Annotated in this window: 24 protein-coding genes and 1 tRNA gene; 17 read left to right on the forward strand and 8 right to left on the reverse strand. The window is 71.8% G+C overall.

What is annotated here, in order from left to right; translation table 11 throughout:
• Positions 1–19: 19 nt before the first annotated feature.
• From ACIQIB_RS04265 to ACIQIB_RS04280, 4 genes are all read right to left on the reverse strand, one after another.
• The gene (locus ACIQIB_RS04265) at positions 20–1,045 is read right to left on the reverse strand and encodes an amino acid ABC transporter permease (RefSeq protein WP_400649261.1); all 1,026 of its coding nucleotides are present in this window, start codon (positions 1,043–1,045) and stop codon (positions 20–22) included.
• A gap of 8 nt (positions 1,046–1,053) precedes the next feature.
• On the reverse strand, positions 1,054–1,941 hold the full coding sequence (locus ACIQIB_RS04270) for an ABC transporter substrate-binding protein (RefSeq protein ID WP_363611710.1): 888 nt from the start codon (positions 1,939–1,941) through the stop codon (positions 1,054–1,056).
• 210 nt (positions 1,942–2,151) lie between these two features.
• Positions 2,152–3,810, reverse strand: a complete 1,659-nt coding sequence (locus ACIQIB_RS04275; RefSeq protein ID WP_363611712.1) for an APC family permease — start codon at positions 3,808–3,810, stop codon at positions 2,152–2,154.
• 348 nt (positions 3,811–4,158) lie between these two features.
• Positions 4,159–4,243, reverse strand: a tRNA-Leu gene (locus ACIQIB_RS04280).
• Between the two features lie 360 nt (positions 4,244–4,603).
• Here ACIQIB_RS04280 and ACIQIB_RS04285 point away from each other — a divergent pair.
• Positions 4,604–5,089, forward strand: coding sequence for an ATP-binding protein (locus ACIQIB_RS04285; protein WP_400649257.1), 486 nt, complete (start codon positions 4,604–4,606; stop codon positions 5,087–5,089).
• 7 nt (positions 5,090–5,096) lie between these two features.
• Here ACIQIB_RS04285 and idi read toward each other — a convergent pair whose 3' ends face one another.
• Complete coding sequence (gene idi / locus ACIQIB_RS04290; protein ID WP_363611714.1) at positions 5,097–5,762, reverse strand: isopentenyl-diphosphate Delta-isomerase; 666 nt, start codon at positions 5,760–5,762, stop codon at positions 5,097–5,099.
• Positions 5,763–6,086: 324 nt separating this feature from the next.
• On the opposite strand from idi, the gene ACIQIB_RS04295 reads away from it, so the two are divergent.
• The 15 genes from ACIQIB_RS04295 (at position 6,087) to ACIQIB_RS04365 (ending at position 23,719) form a co-directional block, all read left to right on the forward strand.
• Positions 6,087–6,842, forward strand: a complete 756-nt coding sequence (locus ACIQIB_RS04295; protein WP_363611716.1) for a phosphocholine cytidylyltransferase family protein — start codon at positions 6,087–6,089, stop codon at positions 6,840–6,842.
• The gene (locus ACIQIB_RS04300; protein WP_363611718.1) at positions 6,830–7,891 is read left to right on the forward strand and encodes an iron-containing alcohol dehydrogenase family protein; all 1,062 of its coding nucleotides are present in this window, start codon (positions 6,830–6,832) and stop codon (positions 7,889–7,891) included. Before ACIQIB_RS04295 ends, ACIQIB_RS04300 begins: the two co-directional genes overlap by 13 nt.
• 103 nt (positions 7,892–7,994) lie before the next feature.
• On the forward strand, positions 7,995–8,732 hold the full coding sequence (locus ACIQIB_RS04305) for a CDP-alcohol phosphatidyltransferase family protein (RefSeq protein WP_400650278.1): 738 nt from the start codon (positions 7,995–7,997) through the stop codon (positions 8,730–8,732).
• A gap of 56 nt (positions 8,733–8,788) precedes the next feature.
• Positions 8,789–9,634, forward strand: a complete 846-nt coding sequence (locus ACIQIB_RS04310) for a glycosyltransferase (protein ID WP_363611787.1) — start codon at positions 8,789–8,791, stop codon at positions 9,632–9,634.
• A 186-nt stretch (positions 9,635–9,820) separates the two neighbouring features.
• Positions 9,821–10,762 (forward strand): ABC transporter permease, encoded by a 942-nt coding sequence (locus tag ACIQIB_RS04315; protein ID WP_363611720.1) that lies wholly within the window; start codon positions 9,821–9,823, stop codon positions 10,760–10,762.
• Positions 10,755–11,564 carry an ABC transporter ATP-binding protein gene (locus ACIQIB_RS04320; protein WP_363611722.1) on the forward strand — a complete coding sequence of 270 codons (810 nt, stop codon included), beginning with the start codon at positions 10,755–10,757 and terminating at the stop codon, positions 11,562–11,564. Before ACIQIB_RS04315 ends, ACIQIB_RS04320 begins: the two co-directional genes overlap by 8 nt.
• A 321-nt stretch (positions 11,565–11,885) precedes the next feature.
• Positions 11,886–12,806: a squalene synthase HpnC gene (gene hpnC / locus ACIQIB_RS04325; RefSeq protein ID WP_363611724.1), complete on the forward strand. Its 921-nt coding sequence runs from the start codon at positions 11,886–11,888 to the stop codon at positions 12,804–12,806.
• A gap of 41 nt (positions 12,807–12,847) precedes the next feature.
• Entirely contained in the window at positions 12,848–13,705 is an 858-nt protein-coding gene (hpnD, locus tag ACIQIB_RS04330) for a presqualene diphosphate synthase HpnD (RefSeq protein WP_363611789.1), read from the forward strand.
• 127 nt (positions 13,706–13,832) lie between these two features.
• Positions 13,833–15,266 carry a hydroxysqualene dehydroxylase HpnE gene (hpnE, locus tag ACIQIB_RS04335; protein WP_363611726.1) on the forward strand — a complete coding sequence of 478 codons (1,434 nt, stop codon included), beginning with the start codon at positions 13,833–13,835 and terminating at the stop codon, positions 15,264–15,266.
• Positions 15,267–15,394: 128 nt separating this feature from the next.
• Positions 15,395–16,483, forward strand: coding sequence for a polyprenyl synthetase family protein (locus tag ACIQIB_RS04340; RefSeq protein ID WP_400756556.1), 1,089 nt, complete (start codon positions 15,395–15,397; stop codon positions 16,481–16,483).
• A 7-nt stretch (positions 16,484–16,490) separates the two neighbouring features.
• Complete coding sequence (gene shc / locus ACIQIB_RS04345) at positions 16,491–18,584, forward strand: squalene--hopene cyclase (RefSeq protein ID WP_363611728.1); 2,094 nt, start codon at positions 16,491–16,493, stop codon at positions 18,582–18,584.
• Positions 18,581–19,282, forward strand: a complete 702-nt coding sequence (locus tag ACIQIB_RS04350; protein ID WP_400756557.1) for a 1-hydroxy-2-methyl-2-butenyl 4-diphosphate reductase — start codon at positions 18,581–18,583, stop codon at positions 19,280–19,282. Before shc ends, ACIQIB_RS04350 begins: the two co-directional genes overlap by 4 nt.
• A 2-nt stretch (positions 19,283–19,284) precedes the next feature.
• Positions 19,285–20,310, forward strand: a complete 1,026-nt coding sequence (gene hpnH / locus ACIQIB_RS04355) for an adenosyl-hopene transferase HpnH (protein ID WP_363611732.1) — start codon at positions 19,285–19,287, stop codon at positions 20,308–20,310.
• Between the two features lie 102 nt (positions 20,311–20,412).
• Positions 20,413–22,323 (forward strand): 1-deoxy-D-xylulose-5-phosphate synthase, encoded by a 1,911-nt coding sequence (gene dxs / locus ACIQIB_RS04360; RefSeq protein WP_363611734.1) that lies wholly within the window; start codon positions 20,413–20,415, stop codon positions 22,321–22,323.
• Entirely contained in the window at positions 22,313–23,719 is a 1,407-nt protein-coding gene (locus tag ACIQIB_RS04365; RefSeq protein ID WP_400756559.1) for an aspartate aminotransferase family protein, read from the forward strand. The genes dxs and ACIQIB_RS04365 overlap by 11 nt, the downstream gene beginning before the upstream one ends.
• 91 nt (positions 23,720–23,810) lie before the next feature.
• Here the strand turns inward: ACIQIB_RS04365 and ACIQIB_RS04370 are convergent, their stop codons facing one another.
• Positions 23,811–24,083, reverse strand: coding sequence for a DUF6343 family protein (locus ACIQIB_RS04370; protein ID WP_363611738.1), 273 nt, complete (start codon positions 24,081–24,083; stop codon positions 23,811–23,813).
• Positions 24,084–24,168: 85 nt separating this feature from the next.
• Here ACIQIB_RS04370 and ACIQIB_RS04375 point away from each other — a divergent pair, with 85 nt between their 5' ends.
• Positions 24,169–24,351 (forward strand): I78 family peptidase inhibitor, encoded by a 183-nt coding sequence (locus ACIQIB_RS04375; protein ID WP_363611740.1) that lies wholly within the window; start codon positions 24,169–24,171, stop codon positions 24,349–24,351.
• Here ACIQIB_RS04375 and ACIQIB_RS04380 read toward each other — a convergent pair.
• Complete coding sequence (locus tag ACIQIB_RS04380) at positions 24,302–25,087, reverse strand: phosphatase PAP2 family protein (RefSeq protein ID WP_363611742.1); 786 nt, start codon at positions 25,085–25,087, stop codon at positions 24,302–24,304. The genes ACIQIB_RS04375 and ACIQIB_RS04380 overlap by 50 nt on opposite strands.
• Before the next feature lie 231 nt (positions 25,088–25,318).
• Positions 25,319–26,086 carry a 3-oxoacyl-ACP reductase FabG gene (gene fabG, locus ACIQIB_RS04385; protein ID WP_400649239.1) on the reverse strand — a complete coding sequence of 256 codons (768 nt, stop codon included), beginning with the start codon at positions 26,084–26,086 and terminating at the stop codon, positions 25,319–25,321.
• Positions 26,087–26,415 lie beyond the last annotated feature (329 nt).

Here is a 26,415-nt window from a genome sequence, read left to right on the forward strand (position 1 = left end):
TCATCGTCCGTCGCGACCGTCACTGGTCCGCCCCCTTCGTCTTCTCCGCCGTGTTCGCCGCGGCGGGCTTCTTCGCCCTGAGGGCCTTCCCCGGCGCCCCCTGAGCCCTGGTCCGCCCCGGTACGAGGTTCCCCAGCACCCGCCGCCGCAGCGGCCGGGCGGACACCCCGGGGCTGAACCGCCGCTCCACCGCGTGCTGGGCGACGCTGGCGATGGTGGTCAGTACCAGGTACCAGATCGACGCCACCACCAGCAGCGCGATCACCTCGAAGTTGGCGAGGTAGAGGTGCTGGGAGACGGTCATCAGATCGGCGCCGGCGATGACCGAGACCAGCGAGGTGGTCTTCAGCATCGAGATGAACTGGTTGCCGAACGGCGGGATGATCACCCGCATCGCCTGCGGCAGCACCACCCGGAAGAGGATCTTCGGGTTGGACATGCCCAGCGCGGCGGCGGCCTCGCGCTGCCCCGGGTCCACGCTCTGGATGCCGGCCCGGACGATCTCCGACATATAGGCGCCCTCGTTGATCGACAGGCCCAGCAGCGCCGCCACGAACCCGGTGATCAGGGTGTTGGACTGCCAGCTGACCAGCTTGGGTCCGTCGAACGGGATGCCGATGCTGATCTCCGGGAAGAGCAGCGCCAGGTTGAACCAGAAGATCAGCTGCACCAGCAGCGGCGTCCCCCGGAAGAACCAGGTGTACGCGCCGGCCGTCATCCGCAGCACCGGGCTGTCGGACAGCTGCATCACCGCCGCCACCACACCGATCACGATGCCGACCAGCTGCGAGATCAGGGTGAGCTGGACGGTCACCCAGAGCCCCTCCAGGATCACGCTGTCGAACTGGTACTCGGCGATGATGTCCCAGTGCAGGTTGGGGTTGACGATGACCGTGTAGGCCAGCCAGACCGCGATGAACGCGGCGGCCAGCACCGCCAGCCAGCGCCCCGGCCGGGGGCGTCCGGTCACCTGGAGGGTCAGGTCGTCCTCAGCCGGCGCGGCGCCGGAGCCAGGGAGCGCGGCTTCTCTCATATCGGTGCTCATCGCCGTTCTCACTGCCCGGCGGTGTTGACGGTGGCGCGGGTCACGGCGCTGCCGCCGACCTCGTACTGGTCCAGGATCTTCCGGTAGTCACCGGACTCGATCAGCTCCTGGAGCGCGCCCTGCACGGCGTCCCGCAGCCCGCTCTCCTTCTTCGCCACCGCGATGCCCCACGGCGCCGTCCCGTACTGCTCCGGCAGCACCTGGTAGGAGCCGTTCTTCTGGACGAACATCTGCGCCACCGGGTAGTCCACGATGGTGGCCACCGCCCGTCCGCTGTCCAGCTGGAGCAGCCCGGTCGGGGCGTCCTCGCTCTGCGAGATGTTCATCTTGGTGGCGCACTTGGCGTTCTGCTGCTCGCCGATGTCCAGGTTGGAGCTGCCCTTGGCGAGGACCACGGCCTTGCCGCACAGGTCCTCCAGGGACTTGATCCCCTCCGGGTTGTCCTTCTTGGTCATCACGACGCCGCCGGTGCGGAAGTAGTCCACGAAGTCGACGGCCTGGCGGCGCTGCTCGCTGTCGGTCATCGAGGACATCACCAGGTCGAACCGGCCGGCCTGGAGGCCGGGGATCAGCCCGTCGAAGGACGCGTTGGTCATCTCCAGCTTGAGCCCCAGCCGCCCGGCGATCGCCGCGGCCAGGTCCGGGTCCACCCCGGTCAGCTCGGTGGTCCCGGGCTTGTACATCTCCATCGGCGGGTATCCGACGGCGGTGGCCACTCTCAGCACACCGGCCTGCTTGAATTTCGCGGGCAGCGCCTCGGCGCCGCTCTTTCCGGCGGCACCCTGGGCCCCGGCCGGAGCCGGAGCGGTGCCCTGGTCGGAGCGCCCGCAGGCGGTGGCCGCCAGGGCCACCAGAGCCAGCGCGGCCAGACAACGCAGAGGACGGGGGCGGTTCATGGCATCTCCCTCGGGCGGTGACGGTGCGCCGATGCTGGCAGCCCGGTCCCGGTGAACGGAAGATGATGAAGCTATTGCTCTCTGACCAACGAATTTCGTATTGCTCCCCCCCCGGGGTTCAGGCCTCCACCCCGCCTCCGGGAAAACGCGACGTGCCGGCCGAGAGGCTCGGCCGGCACGTCGCCGGGTACCGCGGTTCGGAGCGGCGGCTCAGGCGCGGGCGCCCTCCGTGGCGTCGGCGGCGTGCGGCGTGTCGCCCGTCCCGCCCTCGGCGGTGAGCTCATGCTTGACGGCGTCCAGCGAGGGGTTCTGCCAGGCGCTCCGCAGGCCCCAGCGGTAGAAGGCCAGCGCGAGCACGGCGACGATCAGCAGGTCCCAGCCCTCGGGCAGGTAGCCGTGTCCGCCGAAGTCCGCGCTGCCGGCCCAGGAGACCCCGGCCATCACGAACAGGTAGGCGATCATCCAGACGCCGGCCTTGAGGTGCGGCTTGAGCTCGGCCCACGGCTTGCGCAGCTCGTACCAGGCCCAGATCGGCAGCCCGGCGGCCATCAGCAGGATCACCTTGCCGGTCAGCGGCCAGCGCGCCCAGTACAGCACCAGCGAGCCGAAGACCATGGCGGTCGGGGCGATCACCGGCATCGCGCGGAGCCTGACCGGGCGGGGCAGCTCGGGGGCGAGCCGGCGCAGCGCCATCACGGCGACCGGGCCGGTGATGTACGAGATCACGGTCGCCACCGAGACGATCTCGGCCAGGGAGCCCCAGCCGCGGAAGACCGCGAGGAAGAGGAAGGCGATGAGGAGGTTGAGCAGCAGCGCCGGGCGCGGGATGCCGGTCTTGGGGTCCACCCGGCCGAAGACGGCCGGCAGGTGGCCGTTCTCCTGCACCCCGTGGATCATGCGCGAGGTGGTGGCGGCGTAGATCATGCCGGTGCCGCTGGGCGAGACGAAGGCGTCCGCGTACAGCAGCAGGGCGAGCCAGTTCAGGCCCCAGGCGATCGAGAGGTCGGCGAGCGGCGAGGTGTAGGCGAGGCCGCCCCAGCCCTGGGAGAGGTCCGCCGTGGGGACGGCGCCCAGGAACGCGATCTGGAGCACGACGTAGATCACCAGGGCGATCAGGATGGAGCCGATCACCGCCATGGGCAGCGACTTGCCGGGGTTACGGGCCTCGCCGGCCAGGTTGAGCGGGGACTGGAAGCCGTTGAACGCCCAGACGATGCCGGAGACGGCGACGGCCGTGAAAACCGCGCTCCAGCCGTTCGGGGCGAAGCCGCCGTGGTCCTGGAAGTGCGAGGTGTCGAAGTGCGCCAGCAGCAGGGCGCTCGCGGTCAGCGTGGGGACGACCACCTTGAACACGGTGATCGCGGTGTTGGTCTTGGCGAAGAGCGTGATCGCGAACCAGTTGAGCGCGAAGTACCCGACCAGCAGCACGCCGGCCACGGCCACCCCGCTGACGGTGAGCTCCTGTCCGTTGAAGAGCCCCTGGGCCCAGCCGAAGTGCCAGGAGCTCATGTACTGCACGGAGGCGGTGGCCTCGCCGGGGATCACCGAGACGATGGCGATCCAGTTGGCCCAGGCGGCCAGGTAGCCGGCCAGCGAGCCGTGCGAGTACTGGCCGTACCGCACCATGCCGCCGGCCTTGGGGAACATCGACCCCAGTTCGCTGTAGGTGAGCGCGATGGTCAGCGCCACCGCCGCCCCGATCACCCACGCGACGATCGAGGCCGGTCCGGCCAGGCGCGCGGCGCGCTCGGCGCCGAACAGCCAGCCCGAGCCGATGATCGACCCGAGGCCGACGGCCGTGAGGCTGATGGTGCCGAGCGAGCGGCGGTAATGCGTATGGGATGCCGTCCTCGGCGCGGGCGCGCTCAACGTATCGGTCCTCTGTCTCATCAGGTCCGGACAAACGGACACAGCTTATGGTGGGAAATCGGGCGAAATCCTCAGATAAAGCTCAAATGGCGCAATTGTTGCCATCTTGTGTCCGCCACCCGGGTGCTTTCGTGGTGCGGGCGGGCTGCCGCCGAACGGGCGTGCCACGCACTGCCCTTGGCCGTCGGCGACGGCGTCGGCAGCGGCGTCGACGACCGGGCCGGCCGTGAAAACCGGGCCGACTGCCGCGACGACGGCTGTGACAACGGCCACGGCCACTGCCACGAGGCCGGGAAAACGAAAATTCCCCGCAGGTGCTCTTACGAGCTCCCGCGGGGAATCACTCTGTGTCCGAGGGGGGACTTGAACCCCCACGCCCGATAAAGGGCACTAGCACCTCAAGCTAGCGCGTCTGCCATTCCGCCACCCGGACAGGGTGTGTGCTTCGGGGTCTTCCTGCTCGCCCCCTCGGCGACAGAGAGAACATTACCAGGGTTCTGGAGCGCTTCTCACCTGCGTTTCCTCGGTGCGGGCCGATGGGGACGGCAGGGCTGGCTGGGCTGGGAGGGATGGGTCGAGGGCCTGATCGAAAGCGGGGCGAAGCGGTGGTTCGGGTGAACCAAGCGGTCGGTTTGGGGGCGGACGGCGGTCGGTACCGGACGGGAACGGTCCGACCCGGGCAAGTTGTCGACGGAGCCGCGTCCCCGTGGACGGCTCTCCTAGCCTCTGTGAACCGAGGGCGCCATGAGCGGAACGCCTGATTCCCGGCGTCGCGGACGAAGGGCGGCTGGACGTGGAGCAGATCAACGGGGCGGCGAAGGCCGAGCCGAGACGCGGGGAGAACGGGCCCGTCGAGGGGGTGTGGCGGTTCCCGGTGCCGGCGGTGGAGGCGTCGGTGCCCCGGACCAGACACGCGGTGCGCGACCGGCTGCTGGCCCAGGGCATGGCGGGGGTGCGCTACCAGGAGCTGGTGGACGACCTGCTGCTGATCGTCTCGGAGCTGGTCGGCAACGCGGTCACGCACGCCGCGCGGCTCTCGCCGGAGGTCACCACCGAACTGTCGGTCCGGGAGGGCTGGGTGCGGGTCTCGGTCGAGGACGGCGACCCCTACCGGCCGAAGGCCCTGGAGAGCGACACCGGGCGGACCGGCGGGCGCGGGCTGCTGCTGGTGAAGAGCGTGACCCTACAGGCCGGCGGGGTCTGCGACGTGGAACGGACGGGGGAGGGCGGCAAGGTGGTCTGGGCCTCGCTGCCCATCCCCCGGGAGGAGACCGCGTAGCGGCCGGCTACCAGTCGCGGCCGGCGATTTCCCGGATGCCGGGCAGGGCCGCCTCGAAGACGGTCTCGAACCAGACCGAGAACGGGCGCTCGGCCCGCAGCTCGCGCAGCTCCTGCGCGGTCACGAAGGCGAAGTCGTCGACCTCGTCCGGGTCGGGCTCGACCGGGGCGGTGATCAGCCCGACGAACAGGTGGTTCCACTCCCGCTCGATCAGGCCGGAGGTCTCGTCCGGCAGGTCGTAGCGGACGGTGCCGGCCTCGCAGAGCAGCGCGGGTGCGGCGCCCAGCTCCTCCGCGGTGCGGCGGGCGGCGGCGACGAACGGCGGCTCGCCGGGGTACGGGTGGCCGCAGCAGGTGTTCGACCAGACGCCGGGGGAGTGGTACTTGCAGAGGGCCCGGCGCTGGAGCAGCATCCGGCCCTGGCGGTCGAAGAGGAACACCGAGAAGGCCCGGTGCAGCCGGCCGGGCTGCTGGTGGGCCCAGAGCTTCTCGGCGGTGCCGGTCGTGACGCCCTTGTCGTCGACCAGCTCCAGCAGGATCTCGGTGCCCGATCCCGCCCCGGCCGAGGCCCGGGGGCCGGCCGTCACCACGGTCTCCACGTCGGTCTCCACGTCGAGACCGGTGTCGATCTCGGAGGTGAAGTGCGTCGGGTCGGTCGGCGGACTCTGGGGCATGAGGCCTCTTTCGGGAGCAACGGGAGCACCGGTGCCGGCGTCATGCTCCAGTCTGCCGTATGGGTGGCGGTCCGGACGGGTCCCACGCACAACGAGGTCGATCATGACCGTTCCCGACCGCTTCCGAGCACGCGGACAGGGCAGCTCCCCGTCCGCGCAGCCCCCCGGCCGCGTTCGGGCCGGTCGCCCCGGTCGCCTACCATCACATACGACACGGTGCCCGCATCTGCGGCGGCACCGGCGCGCCCGCCCACCCGGCCGGCCCAGCAGGCCGCCCGGCAGCAGGCGCAGCAGCGCACTGCACGACGGATCAGGAGACCCCGCATGATCGGCCTCGTTCTGGCAGCCGGCGCCGGCCGCCGGCTGCGCCCGTACACCGACACGCTGCCCAAGGCGCTGGTGCCGGTCGCCGGGGAGCGGACCGTCCTGGACCTCACTCTCCGCAACTTCGCCGAGGTCGGCCTCCGGGAGGCGGCGATCGTCGTCGGCTACCGCAAGGAGGCGGTCTACGACCGCAAGACGGCGCTGGAGGAGAAGTACGGCGTCCGGCTCACCCTGGTCGAGAACGACAAGGCCGAGGAGTGGAACAACGCCTACTCCCTCTGGTGCGCCCGCGACCTCTTCGCCGAGGGCCTGCTGCTGGCCAACGGTGACACCGTCCACCCGGCCTCCGTCCAGCGGACCATGCTGGAGGGCAACCAGCGCCTCACCGAGGCGGGCGCCGCGCCGGGCATCCTGCTCGCCCTCGACACGGTGAAGAAGCTCGCCGACGAGGAGATGAAGGTCGTCGTCGACCCGGCCGCCGGCATGCGCCGCATCACCAAGCTGATGGACCCGGTCGAGGCCAGCGGCGAGTACATCGGCCTCACCGTGATCAACCCGTCCGCCGCCGCCGACCTCACCGACGCGCTGCGCGCCACCTACGAGCGCGACCCGCAGCTGTACTACGAGGACGGCTACCAGGAGATGGTGAACCGCGGTCTGCGGATCGACGTGCAGCCGATCGGTGAGGTGTCCTGGGTCGAGGTCGACAACCACGACGACCTGGCGAAGGCGCGGGAGATCGCGTGCCAGTACTGACGAGGCTGGTCCCGTCGCCGGTCTTCGTCGAGATCCGTCCGGGCGCGCTGGACACACTCGGCGGCATCCTCGCCGACCAGCGGCTCTCCGCCTCGGGCCGGATCGCGGTGGCGATCAGCAACGGCTCGGGGGCGGTGCTGCGGACGCGGCTGGAGCCGGCCCTGCCGGGCGCCGACTGGTACAACGTCGACGACGGCAGCCTGGACAGCGCGGTGCGGCTGGCGGACGAGATCCGCGGCGGGCACTACGACGCGATCGTCGGACTCGGCGGTGGCAAGATCATCGACGCCGCCAAGTACGCCGCCGCCCGGGTCGGCCTGCCGCTGGTCGCGGTCGCCACCAACCTCGCCCACGACGGCATCTGCTCGCCCGTCTCCACGCTCGACAACGACGCCGGCCGGGGTTCGTACGGGGTGCCCAGCCCGATCGGGATCGTGGTCGACCTCGACGTGATCCGGCAGGCCCCGCCGCGCTTCGTGGCGGCCGGGATCGGCGACGTCATCTCCAACATCTCGGCCTGCGCGGACTGGGAGCTGTCCCAGGCCGTGACCGGCGAACCGGTGGACGGACTGGCCGTCGCGATGGCCCGCTCGGCCGGTGAGAACCTGCTGCGCCATCCCGGAAACCTCCAGGACCGGGACCTCCTTACGGCCCTCGCGGAAGCCCTGGTACTGTCCGGCATCGCGATGAACATCGCGGGCAGCACCCGGCCCTCGTCGGGCGCCTGCCACGAGATCTCGCATGCCCTGGACGTGCTGTATCCCAAGCGGTCCGCCCAGCACGGCGAACAGGTCGGCCTCGGGGCCGCCTTCGCCAGCTTCCTGCGGGGCGAGCACGAGCTGACCGGTCTGATCGTGGAGCGCCTGGCGTACCACGGACTGCCGGTGACCGCCGCTCAGATCGGCTTCACCGAGGCGGAGTTCACCGAGGCGGTGCACTACGCTCCGAACACCCGTCCGGGCCGCTTCACCATTCTTGAGCACCTCGACCTCTCCCCATCCGCAATCAGGGACGCGTACGCCGACTATGTCCAAGCCGTCAACAGCTGACCGCCCGACCGGACCCTCCGCCGGCGGCCCCGACCGGCCCCCGGTGGACCTGACCCGCCGCCCCTCGATCGAGGAACTGCGCGCGGTGATCCACCCGGAGGGCATGCTCCAGCGCCGCAGCGCCGAGCACTGGGCCGGCCGCCTGTACATGCGGAAGATCTCACTGCGGATCACCCGTGTGCTCTCCACCAAGACGGCGATCACGCCCAACGGCCTGACCTACCTGATGATGTTCACCGGCGTCCTGGCCGGTGCCGCGCTGATCGTCCCGGGTATCACCGGCGCGATCCTCGGCGCCCTGCTCATCCAGGTCTACCTGCTGCTGGACTGCGTGGACGGCGAGGTGGCCCGCTGGCGCCGGCAGACCTCGCTCACCGGCGTCTACCTGGACCGGGTCGGCCACTACATGTCCGAGGCCGCCCTGCTCACCGGTCTCGGCCTGCGCGGCTGCGACCTCTTCCACCGGGCGGGCGGCGCGGCGCACTGGGAGTGGGCCTTCCTCGGCACGCTCGCCGCGCTCGGCGCCATCCTGATCAAGTCCGAGACCGACCTGGTGGACGTGGCCCGCGCCCGCAGCGGTCTGACGGCGGTCGAGGACAGCGCCTCGGTGCCGCGCTCGTCCGGGGTGGCCAAGGCCCGCCGGGCGGCCTCCTTCCTCAAGTTCCACCGGCTGGTGGGCGCCGTCGAGGCCTCGCTGTTCATCCTCGCGGCGGGTGTCGCCGACGCCGTCCACGGCGGGCTGTTCTTCACCAGGCTCGCGGTGGTCGTGCTGGCCGCCATCGCCATGCTGCAGACCGTGCTGCACCTGCTGAGCATCGTCCTCTCCAGCAGGCTGCGGTGACCGCGGTGAGCGGCCCGGCCGCGGACACCTTCCGGCTCGGCGCGGTGATCATTACCATGGGCAACCGCCCCGCCGAACTGAACGCCCTGATCGAGTCGGTCCGCGCCCAGGAGGGCCCGGAGGTCGAGCTGGCCGTGGTCGTCAACGGCGCCCCGATGCCGCCGCTCCCGGCGGGCGTGCGCGCCGTCGAACTGCCGGAGAACCTCGGCATCCCGGGCGGCCGCAACGTCGGCATCGAGCTGTTCGGCCGCGACGGCCGGGACGTGGACGCGGTCCTCTTCCTGGACGACGACGGCCGGCTGCCGGGCACCGACTCGGCCCGGTTGCTGCGCGAGGCCTTCACCGCCGATCCGGAGCTGGGCATCGTCAGCTTCCGGATCGCCGACCCCGACACCGGTGTCACCCAGCGCCGGCACGTGCCCCGGCTGCGCGTCGGAGACCCGCTGCGCTCGTCCCGGGTGACCACCTTCCTGGGCGGCGCCGCCGCCGTGCGCTGCACGGTGTTCGAGCAGGCCGGCCAGCTGCCCGCCGAGTTCTTCTACGCGCACGAGGAGACCGACCTCGCGTGGCGCGCGCTGGACGCCGGCTGGGCCGTCGACTACCGGGCCGACGTGGTGCTGCACCACCCGACCACGTCGCCCGCCCGGCACGCCTCGTACTTCCACAATGTGGCCCGCAACCGGGTTTGGCTCGCGAGGCGGAACCTTCCGGCCCTGTTGGTGCCTCTCTACCTGGGAACCTGGTTTCTGCTCACCCTGGCCCGACGCCCCTCCCCGGAGGCGCTGAAGGCCTGGTGGGGCGGGTTCCGGGCGGGCTGGCGCGAACCGTGCGGTGCGCGGCGGCCCATGCGATGGCGTACCGTTTGGCGACTGACCAGGCTGGGCCGGCCACCGGTCATCTGATCCGTCCGATGACCGTACCGCCGGTCGATCGGGCGGTCGTACTGCCGTACGGTCGGCCGATCGCTGCGGCCGGTGACCACACACCGGCCGGATTCCCCCCGTGATCCCAGTGGATCCCCCTCGGCGCACGGCCGGCGGACCCCCGCCGACCGGCCGCCCCGACCCGATCCCGCGCGAAGGACGAATGTGTCGACAGTGAGTGAACCCGTCAGCCTCTCAGCCCCGAGGGGGGCGGACGCGGGCCTGACCCCCAAGCAGCTTGCGGACAAGTACGGCTTGGCGGTGAGCGGCAGACGGCCCGGTCTGGTCGCCTACACCAAGCAGCTCTGGGCCCGGCGCCACTTCATCTGGGCCTTCGCCACCGCCCGCCTGGTGGCCCAGTACACCGACGCCAAGCTCGGCCAGCTCTGGCAGGTCGTGACGCCGCTGCTGAACTGCGCGGTGTTCTACCTGGTCTTCGGTGTGATCCTGAACAACAAGGACGGATTCCCGAAGTACGTCGCGTGGCTCTGCATCGGCGTGTTCGTCTTCCAGTTCACCCAGAGCGCGGTGCAGTCGGGCACCCGGGCGATCTCGGACAACCTGGGCCTGATCCGCGCGCTGCACTTCCCGCGCGCCTCGCTGCCGATCGCCTTCACCGTGATCCAGCTGCAGCAGCTGCTGATCTCGATGGTCGTGCTGGTCGTGGTCGTGCTGGTCACCGGCGTCAAGCCCAGTGTCACCTGGGTGCTGGTCCTGCCGGCGCTGCTCCTGCAGTCGATGTTCAACACCGGTGTCGCGCTGATCATGTCCCGGATCGGGGCCAAGACGAGTGACATCTCGCAGCTGATCCCGTTCGCGATGCGGGCGTGGATGTACCTGTCCGGCGTGATGTACAGCATCCAGGACAAGATCGACAGCTGGCCGCCGTTCTGGCAGACGCTGATGCAGATCAACCCGGCCTCGGTCTACATGGACCTCATCCGGCACGCCCTGGCACCGGAGATCTACAACAAGCACGTCTACGGCGCCAACGCCCAGGAACTGCCGGCCCACCTGTGGAAGTACGGCATCGGCTGGGGGCTCGGAATGCTGCTGATCGGATATGTCTTCTTCTGGAAGGCCGAGGAGGAGTACGGCCGTGGCTGACACCGACCTGAGCAAGAACCTCTCGATCAACGACGCGGACGTGGCCCGCGAGCCCACCGTGGTCGTCGACGACGTGCACATCGTCTACCGGGTGCACGGCGCGGGCTCCGGCAAGGGCAGCGCCACCTCCGCGATCAGCCGGATCATCAGCCGCAAGCGCGCCTCCGGCGTGCGCGAGGTGCACGCGGTGCGCGGGATCAGCTTCACCGCGTACAAGGGCGAGGCGATCGGTCTGATCGGCTCCAACGGCTCCGGCAAGTCGACCATGCTGGCGGCCATCGCCGGTCTGCTGCCGACCGAGAAGGGCGGCATCTACACCAACGGCCAGCCCTCCCTGCTGGGCGTCAACGCGGCCCTGATGAACGAGCTCACCGGCGAGCGCAACGTCGTGCTCGGCTGCCTGGCGATGGGGATGTCGCCGGCCGAGGTGCGGGCGCGCTACGACGACATCGTCGACTTCTCGGGCATCAACGAGAAGGGCGACTTCATCTCCCTGCCGATGCGCACCTACTCCTCCGGCATGGGCGCCCGTCTGCGGTTCTCCATCGCGGCGGCGAAGACCCACGACGTGCTGCTGATCGACGAGGCGCTGGCCACCGGCGACCAGGCGTTCCAACAGCGCAGCAAGAACCGCATCACCGAACTGCGCAAGGCCGCCGGTACGGTCTTCCTGGTCAGCCACGACAACAGCTCGATCCGCGAGGTCTGCGAGCGGACGATCTGGATCGAGCACGGCGAGCTGATCATGGACGGGCCGACCGAGGAGGTCGTGGGCCGCTACGAGCGCGGCGAGCGCCCGTAACGCCCACCGGGCCCCGTACGGGAGGGCCGGTACCGGGAACCACCCCCGGCACCGGCCCTCCCGCCGTCTGCGCGCCTCCGGTACGCCCCCGGGCGGCCCTCGGCCGGCCGGGTGAGCGCCCCTGCGCCGGGCGGGGCGCCCTTCTCCCGCGCGGCGGGTGGTGTCAGGCTGTAGACGCGGGGGTTGTGTGCTGGACGTGACGCCATACTCGGACGCGTGTCCGAGTCGGACCGGTGATCCAGAGCGGTGTAGAACGGGGGAGTGACAGCAGTGTCGGCTTCGGCCCAGCCCAGTAGTGAACCAGCGGACCGTTCGACGGGGGTGACGCTGGACAAGGCGGCCGCGGAGAACTTCCCGGTCGCCCCGTTCTTCCTGCCCGCCGCCTGGCGCGACGACCTGATGGCCGTCTACGGCTTCGCCCGCCTGGTGGACGACGCCGGCGACGGCGACCTGGCCGACCCGGCCGGCGCGGCCCGGCTGCTCGGGGTGGCCGAACAGCCCCCCGCCGCCCCTTCGGCCCAGCCCGGCCCGGCCGAGACCGCCTTCCGGCTCGCCCTGCTCGACGGGCTGGAGCGGGACCTCGACCGGGTCTTCGAGGCCGCCCTGCACCCCGGGACCGCCGAGGCCCCCCGCCACCCCCTGCTGCGCGCCCTCGTCCCGCTGGTCGACCGGCACGGCCTGACCCCGGAGCCGTTCCGCCGCCTGATCGAGGCCAACCGGGTGGACCAGACCACCGCCCGCTACGCCACCTACCAGGACCTGATCGGCTACTGCACGCTCTCCGCCGACCCGGTGGGCCGCCTGGTGCTGGCCATCGCGGGCGTCTCCACCCCCGAGCGGATCCGGCTCTCCGACGAGATCTGCAGCGCCCTCCAGATCGTGGAGCACCTCCAGGACGTCGCCGAGGACCTCGCCCAGGGCCGGATCTACCTCCCGGAGGAGGACCTGACCCGGTTCGGCGTCACCGAGGAGGAGCTCGCCGCCCCCGCCGCGAACGGCGCGGTGCGCGAGCTGATCGCCTTCGAGGCGGACCGGGCACGCACCCTGCTCGACCACGGCGCGCCATTGGTAGGTACGGTTCGGGGGAGGCTTCGACTGCTCCTGGCGGGATTCACCGCAGGCGGCTACGCGGCCCTGGCGGCCATCGAGGCCGCCGGGTACGACGTACTCGCCCAGCAGGCGAAGCCTGACAAGCGCCGCCTCGCAGCGAAGGCGGCGGCCATCTTCGCGAAGGGAAGGTGAACGCCCGAGTGGCGGCATCACCACTGGCGTCGGCGCAGGTCATGGCGGCATACCGGTACTGCGAGGCAGTCACCGGGCTACAGGCGCGCAATTTCAGCTACGGCATCCGTCTGCTGCCGGAGCCCAAGCGGCTGGCCATGTCGGCCCTGTACGCCCTGGCCCGCCGGGTCGACGACATCGGCGACGGGGACCTGCCCGCCGACCGCAAGGCCGAGGCCCTGCTGCGCACCCGCGGGCTGCTGGGCGAGATCCGCGCCGGGGCGGTCGCCGAGGACGACACCGATCCGATCAAGGTCGCCCTGGCGGACGCCGCCCGGCGCTTCCCGATCCCGCTCGGCGGCTTCGACGAACTGATCGACGGCGTCGAGATGGACCTCAAGGGCGCCGAGTACCAGACCTACGAGGAGCTGAAGGTCTACTGCCGCTGCGTCGCGGGCGCGATCGGCCGGCTCTCGCTCGGCGTGTACGGCTGCGACGACCCGGAGCGCGGTGCCCGCTACGCGGACACCCTCGGCCTGGCGCTGCAGCTCACCAACATCCTGCGCGACCTGCGCGAGGACGCCCTGAACGGCCGCGTCTACCTGCCCGCCGAGGACCTGGCCAGGTTCGGCTGCGAGCAGGGCTTCGCGCTGCCCAGGCCGCCGATCGGCGCCGACTTCACCGGCCTGGTGGCCTTCGAGGCCGCCCGCGCCCAGGCCGCGTTCGAGGAGGGTCTGCGGCTGCTGCCGATGCTCGACCGCCGCAGCCGGGCCTGTACCGCCGCGATGGCCGGGATCTACCACCGGCTGCTCGGCCGGATCGCCGCCGACCCGGAGTCGGTCCTGCGCGGCCGGGTCTCGCTGCCGGGCTGGGAGAAGGCGTATGTGGCGCTTTCCGGGCTCGCCGGGGGGCGTTCTTGATTCTCGCCACAGTTCTGTCACGCTGTGTCAGCGGGGAATCACTTATGGGTAGAGCCGTGTTGACCACGACTGTGCTGGCCACAACGACCGCCACCGGGCGGTCCAGCGAATGCGAGGGGGAGGGCCGATGACCGGGCGAGCCGATGCCGCGCGCCCGGCCGCCGTCGTGGTCGGCGGCGGCCTGGCAGGGATCACCGCCGCACTGCGGCTGGCCGAGGCGGACCACCGGGTCACCCTGGTCGAGGGCCGCCCCCGGCTGGGCGGGCTGGCCTTCTCGTTCCAGCGCGGCGAGCTGACCGTCGACAACGGCCAGCACGTCTACCTGCGCTGCTGCACCGCCTACCGGGGCCTGATCGACCGGCTCGGGGCGAGCCGGCTGGTCCACCTCCAGGACCGGCTCGACGTCCCCGTCCTGGGCGTCTCCGGGCCCGACGGCGCCCCGGTGCGAACCCTGGGCCGACTGCGGCGGGCCGGGCTGCCCGTTCCGCTGCACCTGGCCGGCAGCCTCGCCCGGTACCCGCACCTGGGCCCGGCCGACCGGGCCCGGGTGGTCCGCGGCGCGCTCGCCCTGAAGGGCCTGGACCTCGCCGACCCGGCGCTGGACGGGCTCTCCTTCGGCGCGTGGCTGCGCCGCAACGGGCAGAACGAGCGCACCCTCGCCGCCCTGTGGGACCTGGTCGGCGTCGCCACGCTGAACGCCCGGGCCGACCAGGTGTCGCTGGCGCTGGCCGCGATGGTGTTCAAGACCGGGCTGCTCTCCGACCCGGGCGCCTCCGACATCGGCACGGCCGCCGTCCCGCTGGGCGCGATCCACCACGACGCGGCGCTCGCCGAGCTGGAGCGCGCCGGCGTGCGGGTGCTGCTGCGCGCCCGTGCCGCGGAGCTCAAGCCGGCCACGCCTCAGCACGCCGTCCGGCTGGAGAGCGGCGAGCTGCTCACCGCCGACACCGTCGTCCTGGCCGGCGCCCAGGACACCGCTGCCGCCCTGCTGCCGCCCGACGCCATCGACGGGCAGCGGCAGCTGGCCGACTTCGGCACCGCGCCGATCCTCAACGTCCACGTGGTCTACGACCGCACGGTGCTGCGCCGCCCGTTCTTCGCGGCGCTCGGCTCGCCGGTGCAGTGGGTGTTCGACCGCACCGCGCACTCCGGACTGGCCGGCACCGAGTCGGGCCGGGCGCACCCCGGAGCCCAGTACCTGGCGGTCTCCCAGTCCGCCGTCCAGGACGAGATCGATCTGCCGGTCGCCGAGCTGCGCCGCCGTTACCTGCCGGAGCTGGCCCGCCTGCTCCCGGCCGCCGGCGGCGCCGAGGTGCTGGACTTCTTCGTCACCCGTGAGCGCACCGCGACCTTCGACCCGGCCCCGGGCACCGCGGCGCTGCGCCCGCACGCCCGGACCAAGGTCCCCGGGCTGCTGCTGGCCGGTTCGTGGACGGCCACCGGCTGGCCCGCGACGATGGAGGGCGCGGTGCGCAGCGGCCACGCCGCGGCCGACGCGGCGCTCGCCGGCGGCGGCACCAGGATCCCGGTGGACCGCGGCGACGGGAGGTGGCCCAGGTGACCACGGGCCCCGCCACCGGCGACCCCGCGAGATCCGGCGGTCCCACCGCCGGCCTCACCGGCCTCATCGACATCGCAAGCGCCCGGCCGCCCTTCGCGGCCCGGCACCATCAGGGAGAGGGAACGCACGTGGAGTCAAGCACCGGCACTGCCGTCGGAGGCACGGCGCACGCCGAACCGGTCTCGGTGCCCGAGCTGCTCGCCCGTAGCCGTACGCTCTGCACCCCACCGCTGCGGGCCGCCGTCGCCCGTCTGGCCGCACCGATGGACACCGTCGCGGCCTACCACTTCGGCTGGATCGACCGGGACGGCACGCCGTCCGCGGGGGACGGCGGCAAGGCCGTCCGCCCCGCTCTGGCCCTGCTCTCCGCGCAGGCGACCGGCGCCCCGGCGGAGGTGGGGGTACCCGGCGGGGTCGCCGTTGAACTGGTGCACAACTTCTCGCTGCTCCATGATGATCTGATGGACGGTGACGAGACCAGACGCCACCGGGCCACCGCCTGGACGGTCTTCGGTCCGGCCCAGGCGATCCTGGCCGGTGACGCCCTGGCGACGCTCGGTACGGAGGTGCTGCTCGACGCCGCCGTCACCGGTGGAGCGAGCCCCACCGACGCCGCCCGCGCCGTCCGGCTGCTCACCACCGCGACCCGCGGGCTCATCGACGGCCAGGCGATGGACGTGGCCTTCGAACAGCGGGACAGCGTCACCGTCGCCGAATGCCTGGAGATGGAGGGCGGCAAGACCGCCGCGCTCCTCGCCGCCGCCTCGGCGATCGGCGCCGTCCTGGCCGGCGCCGACGACCGGGTCTCGGACGCCCTCCAGCGCTACGGCCACCACCTGGGGCTCGCCTTCCAGGCGGTGGACGACCTGCTCGGCATCTGGGGCGCCACCGAGGTCACCGGCAAGCCGCACTGGGGCGACCTGCGCCAGCGCAAGAAGTCGCTGCCGGTCGCCGCCGCGCTCGCCGAGGGCGGCGCCGCGTCGCGCCGGCTCGCCGAGGAGCTGGCCGACCCCACCGGGCGCGGCGAGGAGAGCGAGCCCCAGCTCGCCGCCCGCGCCGGCCTGATCGAGGAGGCCGGCGGCCGTGCCTGGACCCAGGAGGAGGCCCGCCGCCAGCACACGACCGCCCTCGCCGCCCTGGACGAGGTCCCCATGCCCGACACGGTGCGCGAGCACTTCGTCGCACTCGCCGAATTCGTGGTGGTACGAGAGAGGTGACGTTACGTTGACAGCAACCGCGGACGGCCGGCTCGACCCTGAGTACGATTCCGAGCCGGTCGCGGTGGGCGACCGCCCCCCGGCGCTCCTGAGCGCCGGGCGGTGGCAGCCCGAAGGGACCGACCCGCTCCGGCCGGCCGACCGTCCCGACGAACAGCACACCGGGCCGGCCTCCGCCGAGGAGACGCTGGCCCGCGCCACCACCCACCTGCTCTCGCTACAGAGCTCGGAGGGCTGGTGGAAGGGTGATCTGGAGACCAACGTCACCATGGACGCCGAGGACCTGCTGCTCCGGCAGTTCCTCGGAATCCGAACGGCTGAGCAGACCAAGGCCACCGCCGAGTGGATCCGCTCCCAGCAACGGGAGGACGGCACCTGGTCCACCTTCCACGGCGGACCGCCCGAACTCTCCACCACCGTCGAGGCGTACGTCGCCCTCAAGCTCGCCGGCGACGACCCCAACGCCCCGCACATGCTCGCCGCCGCCCGCTACGTGCGCTCCGCCGGCGGCATCGCGGCCGCCCGGGTGTTCACCCGGATCTGGCTCGCGCTCTTCGGCTGGTGGCCCTGGGCACGGCTGCCCGAGATGCCGCCCGAGATCATGTTCCTGCCCAAGTGGCTCCCGCTGAACATCTACGCCTTCGGCTGCTGGGCCCGGCAGACCATCGTGCCGCTGACCATCGTCTCGGCCCACCGCCCGGTCCGCCCGGCCCCCTTCCCGCTCACCGAACTGCACACCGACCCGGAGCACCCCTTCCCGGACCGGCCGCTCGCCCCCGCCACCACCTGGGACGGCGTCTTCGAGCGCCTCGACAAGGTGCTGCACGCCTACCACCGCCGGGCGCTGCGCCCGCTGCGCCGGCTCGCCATCTCCCAGGCCTGCCGGTGGATCGTCGAGCGGCAGGAGGCCGACGGCTGCTGGGGCGGCATCCAGCCGCCCGCCGTCTACTCCCTGATCGCCCTGCACCTGGAGGGCTACGAGCTGGAACACCCGGTGGTGCAGGCCGGCCTGTCGGCCTTCGACCGGTTCACCGTGCACACCGAGGACGGCCGGCGCTGGCTGGAGGCCTGCCAGTCCCCGGTCTGGGACACCTGCCTGGCCACCATCGCGCTGGTCGACGCCGGGGTGCCGGCCGACCACCCCGCACTGGTCTCCGCGGTGGACTGGATGCTCGCGGAGGAGATCACCCGGCGCGGCGACTGGTCCGTGCAGCGGCCCTCGCTCGCGCCCGGCGGCTGGGCGTTCGAGTTCGAGAACGACACCTACCCCGACATCGACGACACCGCCGAGGTGGTGCTCGCACTGCGCCGGGTCGCCCACCCGAGCCCCGCCAAGGTGGCCGGAGCGGTGGACCGCGGCGTCGACTGGAACCTCGGCATGCAGTCCAAGAACGGCGCCTGGGGCGCGTTCGACGTCGACAACACCAGCACCCTGCCGAACAAGCTGCCGTTCTGCGACTTCGGCGAGGTGGTCGACCCGCCGTCCGCCGATGTCACCGCCCATGTGGTGGAGATGCTCGCCGAGGTCGGCAAGGGCCGGGACCCGCGCACCCGCCGGGGTGTGGAGTGGCTGCTGCGCAACCAGGAGGCCGACGGCTCCTGGTTCGGCCGCTGGGGCACCAACTACATCTACGGCACCGGTTCCGTCCTGCCCGCCCTGGTCGCGGCCGGCGTCCCGGACGAGCACCCGGCGATCCGCCGCGCCGTCCGCTGGCTGGAGGACCGGCAGAACACCGACGGCGGCTGGGGCGAGGACATGCGCTCCTACGAGGACCCGGCCCGTTGGGCCGGGCGCGGCGACTCCACCGCCTCGCAGACCGCCTGGGCGCTGATGGCGCTGCTCGCGGCCGGCGAGGGCCCGGACGGCCGGGCCAACCCGGCGGTCGAGCGCGGGGTGGACTGGCTGGTCCGCACCCAGCTGCCCGAGGGGACCTGGGACGAACCGCAGTTCACCGGCACCGGATTCCCCTGGGACTTCTCCATCAACTACCACCTCTACCGGCTGGTCTTCCCGGTCACCGCACTCGGCCGGTACCTCCACGGCAGCCCGGCCACCGGCCGGGAGAACACCGGCACCCCGACGATCGGGGCGGCCCGGTGAGCCGAGCCCCGCTGCTGGTGCTCTGCGCGCTCGGCCCCGAGGTGTGGGCCCTGCGGGGCGGGGACTGGCGCGGCGCGGCCGCCGGTCCGCCGGTCCTCGTCCGCACCGGGGTGGGCCGGCGGCGGGCCTCACTCGCCGTCAGAAGGCTGCTCAGCGCCGCCCCCGGCGGCTACGGCGCGGTCGTGGTGGCCGGCTTCGGGGCCGCCGTCGCGCCGGGAATAAGCCCCGGCGACGTCATCGTTGCGAACGGGGTGCGCGATGCCGAAGGGAACCTCTTCGCGGTCGACTCGGGCCCGGATCTCACCCGGGTCCTGAAGGCACGCGGTCTGACGGTCCACACCGGGGTGCACCACACCGCGGACCATGTGGTGCGCGGCATCGAACGGCGCGCCCTGCACCTGCAGGGCGCGCTCGCGGTCGACATGGAGGCCGCCGCGGTCACCGCGGCCCTCCAGGAGCTCCGCCCGACGCTGCCCGCGGCCGTCCTGCGGGTGGTCGTCGACACCCCCGAGCACGAACTGCTGCGTCCGGGCACTCTCCCGGCCGGACTGCGCGCCTGGCGGGCCCTGCGCGCGACCGTGCCCGCCCTGGTCGACTGGCACGAACAGAACCGGCCGCCGCGGGGGCGCCTTATGGGCCCGCCGTCCGGAATCCTCCACCACCCCACATCCTCGACGCTCCCTCAGGAGGCGAGCTAGCCATGGCCATGCCGTTGCGCCAAACCGTGCGGGTCGGCACCTACCTCATGCAGCAGAAGCTCAAGCGGCGGGACAAATTCCCGCTGATCGTCGAACTGGAACCGCTGTTCGCCTGCAACCTGGCCTGTGAGGGATGCGGCAAGATCCAGCACCCGGCGGGTGTGCTGAAGCAGCGGATGCCGGTCGCCCAGGCGGTCGGCGCGGTGCTGGAGTCGGGTGCCCCGATGGTCTCGATCGCGGGCGGCGAGCCGCTGATGCACCCGCAGATCGACGAGATCGTGCGGCAACTGGTCGAGCGCCGCAAGTACGTCTTCCTCTGCACCAACGCGCTGCTGCTGCGCAAGAAGCTGGACAAGTTCAAGCCCTCGCCGTACTTCACCTTCACCGTGCACATCGACGGCATGCGCGAGCGGCACGACGCCTCGGTGGCCAAGGAGGGCACCTTCGACGAGGCGGTGGAGGCGATCAAGGAGGCCCAGCGGCGGGGCTTCCGGGTCACCACCAACAGCACCTTCTTCAACACCGACACCCCGCAGACCATCATCGAGGTGCTGGACTACCTCAATGACGAGCTCAAGGTCGAGGAGATGATGATCTCCCCGGCGTTCGCCTATGAGAAGGCCCCCGACCAGGAGCACTTCCTCGGCGTCGAACAGACCAGGGAGCTGTTCCGCAAGACCTTCGCCGGCGGCAACCGGCGGCGCTGGCGGCTCAACCACAGCCCGCTGTTCCTGGACTTCCTGGAGGGCAAGGTCGACTTCTCCTGCACCGCCTGGGGCATCCCCAACTACTCGCTGTTCGGGTGGCAGCGCCCCTGCTACCTGATGTCCGACGGGTACGTCCCCACCTACCGCGAGCTGGTCGAGAAGACCGACTGGGAGAAGTACGGCCGCGGCAAGGACCCGCGCTGCGCCAACTGCATGGCGCACTGCGGCTACGAGCCGACCGCCGTCCTCGCCACCATGGGCTCGCTCAAGGAGTCGCTGCGCGCGATCACCGAGACCATCAGCGCCAACCGCGGCCACTGACCGGCCGTCTGTGACCTCACGGTCCGGCCCGGGCCACCCGCCCGGGCCGGACCGCCCCGTCAGGGGGCACCACCGCACCGCTCCGAGTCGTGAGGTGAACACATGTCACTGCTCTCCAGCGTCAAGTCCCCGGCCGACCTGCGGGAGATCCCGGCCGCCGACCTCCCGCTGCTCGCCGACGAGATCCGCGCGTTCCTGATCGACGCCGTCACCAGGACCGGCGGCCACCTCGGCCCGAACCTCGGTGTGGTGGAGCTGACCATCGCGCTGCACCGGGTCTTCGACTCCCCGCGCGACCGGATCGTCTGGGACACCGGCCACCAGAGCTACGTCCACAAGCTGCTCACCGGCCGCCAGGACTTCTCCCGGCTGCGGATGAAGGACGGCCTCTCCGGCTACCCCTCCCGCGCCGAGTCCGAGCACGACCTGGTCGAGAACTCGCACGCCTCCACCGCCCTCTCCTACGCCGACGGCCTCGCCAAGGCCGCCCGGCTCCTCGGCCAGCACGACCGGCAGACCGTCGCCGTGATCGGCGACGGCGCCCTCACCGGCGGCCTCGCCTGGGAGGCGCTCAACAACATCGCCGAGGCCCGGGACCGGCCGCTGGTGATCGTCGTCAACGACAACGAGCGCTCCTACGCCAGAACCGTCGGCGGCCTCGCCCACCACCTCGCCACGCTGCGCACCACCCAGGGGTACGAACGCTTCCTCGCCCTCGGCAAGGAGGCGCTGCAGCGCACCCCGCTGGTCGGCCAGCCGATCTTCGACGCGCTGCACGGCGCCAAGAAGGGGTTCAAGGACGCCTTCGCCCCGCAGGGCATGTTCGAGGACCTCGGGCTCAAGTACCTCGGGCCGATCGACGGCCACGACCTCGGCGCCGTCGAGCAGGCGCTGCGCCAGGCGCGCGGGTTCGGCGGCCCGGTCATCGTGCACTGCCTGACCGTCAAGGGCCGCGGCTACCGGCCCGCCGAGCAGGACGAGGCGGACCGCTTCCACGCCGTCAACCCGATCGACCCGTACACCTGCCTGCCCGTCTCGCCCAGCGGCGGGGTCTCCTGGACGTCCGTGTTCGGCGAGGAGATGCTCGCACTCGGGGCGGAGCGGCCGGACGTGGTCGCGATCACCGCCGCGATGCTCCAGCCGGTCGGGCTCGCCAAGTTCGCCCAGGCGTACCCCGAGCGGATCTTCGACGTCGGCATCGCCGAGCAGCACGCCGTCACCAGCGCGGCCGGCCTGGCCACCGGTGGGCTCCACCCGGTGGTGGCGGTGTACGCGACCTTCCTCAACCGGGCGTTCGACCAGGTGCTGATGGACGTCGCCCTGCACCGGCTGGGCGTCACCTTCGTACTCGACCGCTCCGGGGTGACCGGTCCGGACGGGGCCTCGCACAACGGCATGTGGGACATGTCGATCCTGCAGGTCGTCCCCGGTCTGCGGCTGGCCGCCCCGCGCGACGCCGATCAGCTCCGCGCCCAGTTGCGGGAGGCGGTGGAGGTGGTGGACGCGCCGACCGTGGTCCGCTTCCCCAAGGCGACCATCGGGCCCGTCGTCCCGGCCCTCGAGCGGATCGGCGGCGTGGACGTACTGCTGCGGACCGGGCCGGAGCCCGAGATCCTGCTGGTCGCCGTCGGCACCACCGCGGCCGCCTGCCTGGACGCGGCGCGGCTGCTGCTCGCCGAGGGGTTCACCGCGACCGTGGTCGACCCGCGCTGGGTCAAGCCGGTCGACGAGGCGCTGCCGCTCCTGGCCGCGGCGCACCGGCTGGTCGTCACCGTCGAGGACAACGGCCGGACCGGCGGCGTCGGCGCCGCGATCGCGCAGACGCTGCGCGACGCCGACCTGGACGTTCCACTGCGGGTGCTGGGCCTGCCGCAGCAGTTCCTCGAACACGGCGCCCGCGGCGACATCCTGGAGGAGACCGGCCTGACCGGGACCGGGGTCGCCGCCCAGACCGCGGTCTTCGCCAAGAACCTGCTACCGACCCGAGGAGCGGACCAGCACCATGCCGGCTGACCCCGACAGCACCGAAGCACGCTTCGACCTCGCCGCCCTGCTCGCCGAACGCGGGGCCGAGCGTTACGAGTTGCACAGCCGCTACCTCAATCCGCAGCTGCCCCGGATGCTGCGCACCATCGGCTTCGACAAGTACTACGAGCGCGCCGAGGGCCCGTACTTCTACGACGCCGAGGGCCACGAGTACCTCGACATGCTGGCCGGCTTCGGCATCTTCGCGCTGGGCCGCCACCACCCGGTGGTGCGGTCCGCCGTCCAGCAGGTGATGGACCTCGACCTGCCCGACCTGGTCCGCTTCGACTGCTCGCCGCTGCCCGGGCTGCTGGCCGAGCGGCTGCTCTCCTTCGCGCCCGGGCTGGACCGGGTGTTCTTCGGCAACAGCGGCACCGAGGCCGTCGAGACGGCGCTCAAGTTCGCCCGGTACGCGACCGGGCGCAAGCGGGTGCTCTACGCCGACCACGCCTTCCACGGGCTGACCGCCGGGTCACTCTCCGTCAACGGTGAGAACGGATTCCGCAAGGGCTTCGACCCGCTGCTGCCGGACACCGCCGTTCCGCTCGGCGATCTCGTCACCCTGGCCAAGGAGTTGAGGAAAGGCGATGTCGCGGCGCTGATCGTCGAGCCGGTCCAGGGCAAGGGCGTGCAGGCCCCCCCTCCCGGCTGGCTGCGCGCGGCCCAGGAACTGCTGCACGAGCACAAAGCGCTGCTGATCTGCGACGAGGTGCAGACCGGGATCGGCCGGACCGGTGAGTTCTTCGCCTACCAGCACGAGGAGGGGGTACTGCCGGACCTGGTCTGCGTCGCCAAGGCGCTCTCCGGCGGGTATGTGCCGGTCGGGGCGACGCTCGGCAAGAGCTGGATCTTCGAGAAGGTGTACTCCTCGATGGACCGGGTGCTGGTCCACTCGGCCAGCTTCGGCTCCAACGCCCAGGCGATGGCGGCCGGCCTGGCGACCCTGGAGGTGATGCGGGACGAGAAGGTGGTCGAGAACGCCCGCCGGGTCGGCGATCTGTTCCGGGAGCGGCTGACCGCGCTGACCGGGAAGTACGAGCTGCTGGCCGAGGTCCGGGGCCGGGGCCTGATGATCGGTATCGAGTTCGGCCGGCCGAAGTCGCTCAAGCTGCGCACCGGCTGGACGGCTCTCCAGGCCGCCCGCAAGGGCTTGTTCGCGCAGATGGTGGTCGTACCGCTGCTCCAGCGGCACCGGATTCTCACCCAGGTCTCCGGTGACCACCTGGAGGTGATCAAGCTGATCCCGCCGCTGATCATCACCGAGCGGGATGTGGACCGGTTCATCGACGCGTTCACCGATGTCATGGACGACGCGCACCGGGGCAGCGGCCTGATGTGGGACTTCGGCCGGACGCTGGTGAAGCAGGCGGTCGGCAACCGCTGAGCGCCGCGGTCGGCCCGGTCGGCGGCGGAGAGTACGGGCACGGGGTGGGAGGTCGGCGGGGCCGACTTCCCACCCCGTGGGAGATACCGCGTCAGAGCTCTGTCCGGCGGCGCCGGATGACGACGACGAGATCGACGACGGCGAACAGGGTGAGCAGCCCGCAGGCCACCGCGAAACCGGTGAGGGTGCCCCGGCTGGGGGCGCCGTACGCGGGGGAGTTGGCCGCCCAGATCGCGAAGGCCGCGGTGGCGAGGGCGAACAGCGGTGTGAAGGTGAGTGAGAGCAGATAACGCAGCTTGAGGTCGCTGCGGGCGGTGGCGGGCTCGGTGCCGCTGCGCCACCGGCGCGGGGTGGTGGTGCGCATGTCCGTTCACCTCCCGGATCCGGGTGCGGCCGGTGTGGGCGGTCTACGATTCCAGCGTACGTCCGGGGCGAGCAGGGGAGCGGCGATGGCGGACGCGGAGGGCTATGCGGGGCTGCGGGTGGAACGGGCCGAGGAGCTGGCCCGTCGGCACGGCTGGGCCTCGGTCCGGGTGCTGCCGCCCGGGGCGATGATGACCATGGACCACCGGGAGGGCCGGCTCAACCTCGCGGTGCGCGACGGGGTGGTGGAGCGCAGCTGGGAGGGGTAGGGCCGGCCGGCCTCCGGGAGCCGGTGAGCCGCCGCTCGGCGGCGGCGACCAGGGGTTCGAGCAGGGGCAGCGAGAGCAGCACCAGCAGGCCGGCGGCCCAGCCGGCCAGGACGTCGGTGACCCAGTGGGTGCCGAGGTAGAGGGTGGTGAGCCCGACCGAGCAGGCGGTGGCGGCGGCGAGCACCGCGCCGGTGCGCCGCCAGCGGGCCGCCAGGTAGGCCAGGACGCCCCAGGTGACCACGGCGTTGGCGGTGTGCCCGGACGGGAATATGGTGCCGCCGGAGAACAGCTCGGGCGAGCCGACGTACTGGGCGTAGTGCGGGCCGAGGCGGCCGGTGGCGATCTTCACCGCGCCGACGGTGGCGTTGAGCAGCAGCAGGGCCACAGCCATCACCAGCAGGGGGCGCAGCCGCCGTAGCCGGTGGGCGCGCCAGCCGAGCCAGGCGAAGGCCGCGACGGCGGACGGACCGCGCTGCCCGGCCACCACCCAGATGTCCAGCAGCGGCTCCAGGCTGGGCCAGCGTTCGTACGGGCGCATCAGCCGTACCGACCAGTCGAGGTCGACCAGCGCGGTGTTGAGCAGCACGCCGGCCACCACCAGCAGATAGCCGAGGGCGGTGAGGGCCAGCGGTCCGGCCTGCCGCCGGGCCGTCGGCGGACCGGACGCCGCGGGGGTGGGGCGTGGGCGCTCGCGGCGGGAGGTCAGGTTCTCCGGCAGTTCACTCGGCGCTTGCACGGTGGTGACGGTACCCACCTGTCCGGCGACAGTCCCCGGGGAGTGGAGATTTTCCGGGGAAATCGGGGACAAGGCTGAAATATAGCTGCTTGGAGGTGCTTTCCCGATATTCTTCCGTCGAATATCGGTGTGGCCTTCGAATGGTTATTCCAAAGGGTGTGCAAAGCGAACGGAGTGGGAGGCCGGTCGGCCGGCTTCCCACTCCGTGGTAACCCTGCGTAGGTTCGGTGCTCAGTCGAGGGGGCCGCCGGCCACGTAGATCACCTGTCCGGAGACGAAGCCCGCACCCTCGCCGGCGAGGAACGAGATGGTGTGCGCCACGTCCTCCGGGACGCCGACCCGCTGGACCGGGATCTGGCCGGCGGCGGCGCGCTTGAAGTCCTCGAAGTCCATGCCGACCCGGGCGGCGGTGGCGGCCGTCATGTCGGTGGCGATGAAGCCGGGGGCGACGGCGTTGGCGGTGATGCCGAACTTGCCCAGCTCGATGGCCAGGGTCTTGGTGAAGCCCTGCAGACCCGCCTTGGCGGCCGAGTAGTTGGCCTGGCCGCGGTTGCCCTGGGCGGAGGACGAGGACAGGTTGACGATCCGGCCGAAGCCGGCGTCCACCATGTGCTTCTGCACCGCCCGGGTCATCAGGAAGGCGCCGCGCAGATGAACGTTCATCACCGTGTCCCAGTCGGACTCGGACATCTTGAAGAGCAGGTTGTCGCGCAGCACGCCCGCGTTGTTCACGAGGACGACCGGGGCGCCGAGTTCGGCGGCGATGCGGTCGACCGCGGCCTGTACCTGCCCGGCGTCCGAGACGTCGGCGCCGACGGCGAGGGCGCGGCCGCCCGCCGCGGTGATCCGGTCGACGGTGTCCTTGCAGGCCGCCTCGTCCAGGTCGAGGACGGCGACGGCGTACCCGTCGGAGGCCAGGCGCAGCGCGGTGGCGGCGCCCAGGCCGCGCGCGGCGCCGGTGACGACGGCGACCCTGGGGGCGGTGCTCTGCTCGGTCATGCTCGCTCTCGTCTCTCTTGGTGGACCGCTGAGGTGGCCACACCTTACCCGCGAGTAGGGTGCCCGGCCAGGGTGGAGAGCCGCAGGTGACCGAGGGTAAGGACCGACCGGTCGGCTTTCTCCTGCGAACGGGTTACGGTCGGGGCGACGCGGCGAGTAAATATGCCAATGTTGCCGAACCTGCGTCTACTATCCGCCCCCGCCTGCCAGCGAGGGCCCGCCGTTTGTATAGTGTCCGCCAGCAGCCACCGGCTGCACGGCTGGAGCGCCCTCCCTCACAGCGGGACGCCCACTCGCCGTTACTGCCCCACCCGGGTGTCCCACACACA

The sequence above is a fragment of the Kitasatospora sp. NPDC092286 genome, from assembly GCF_044755565.1.
Lineage (GTDB): Bacteria > Actinomycetota > Actinomycetes > Streptomycetales > Streptomycetaceae > Kitasatospora.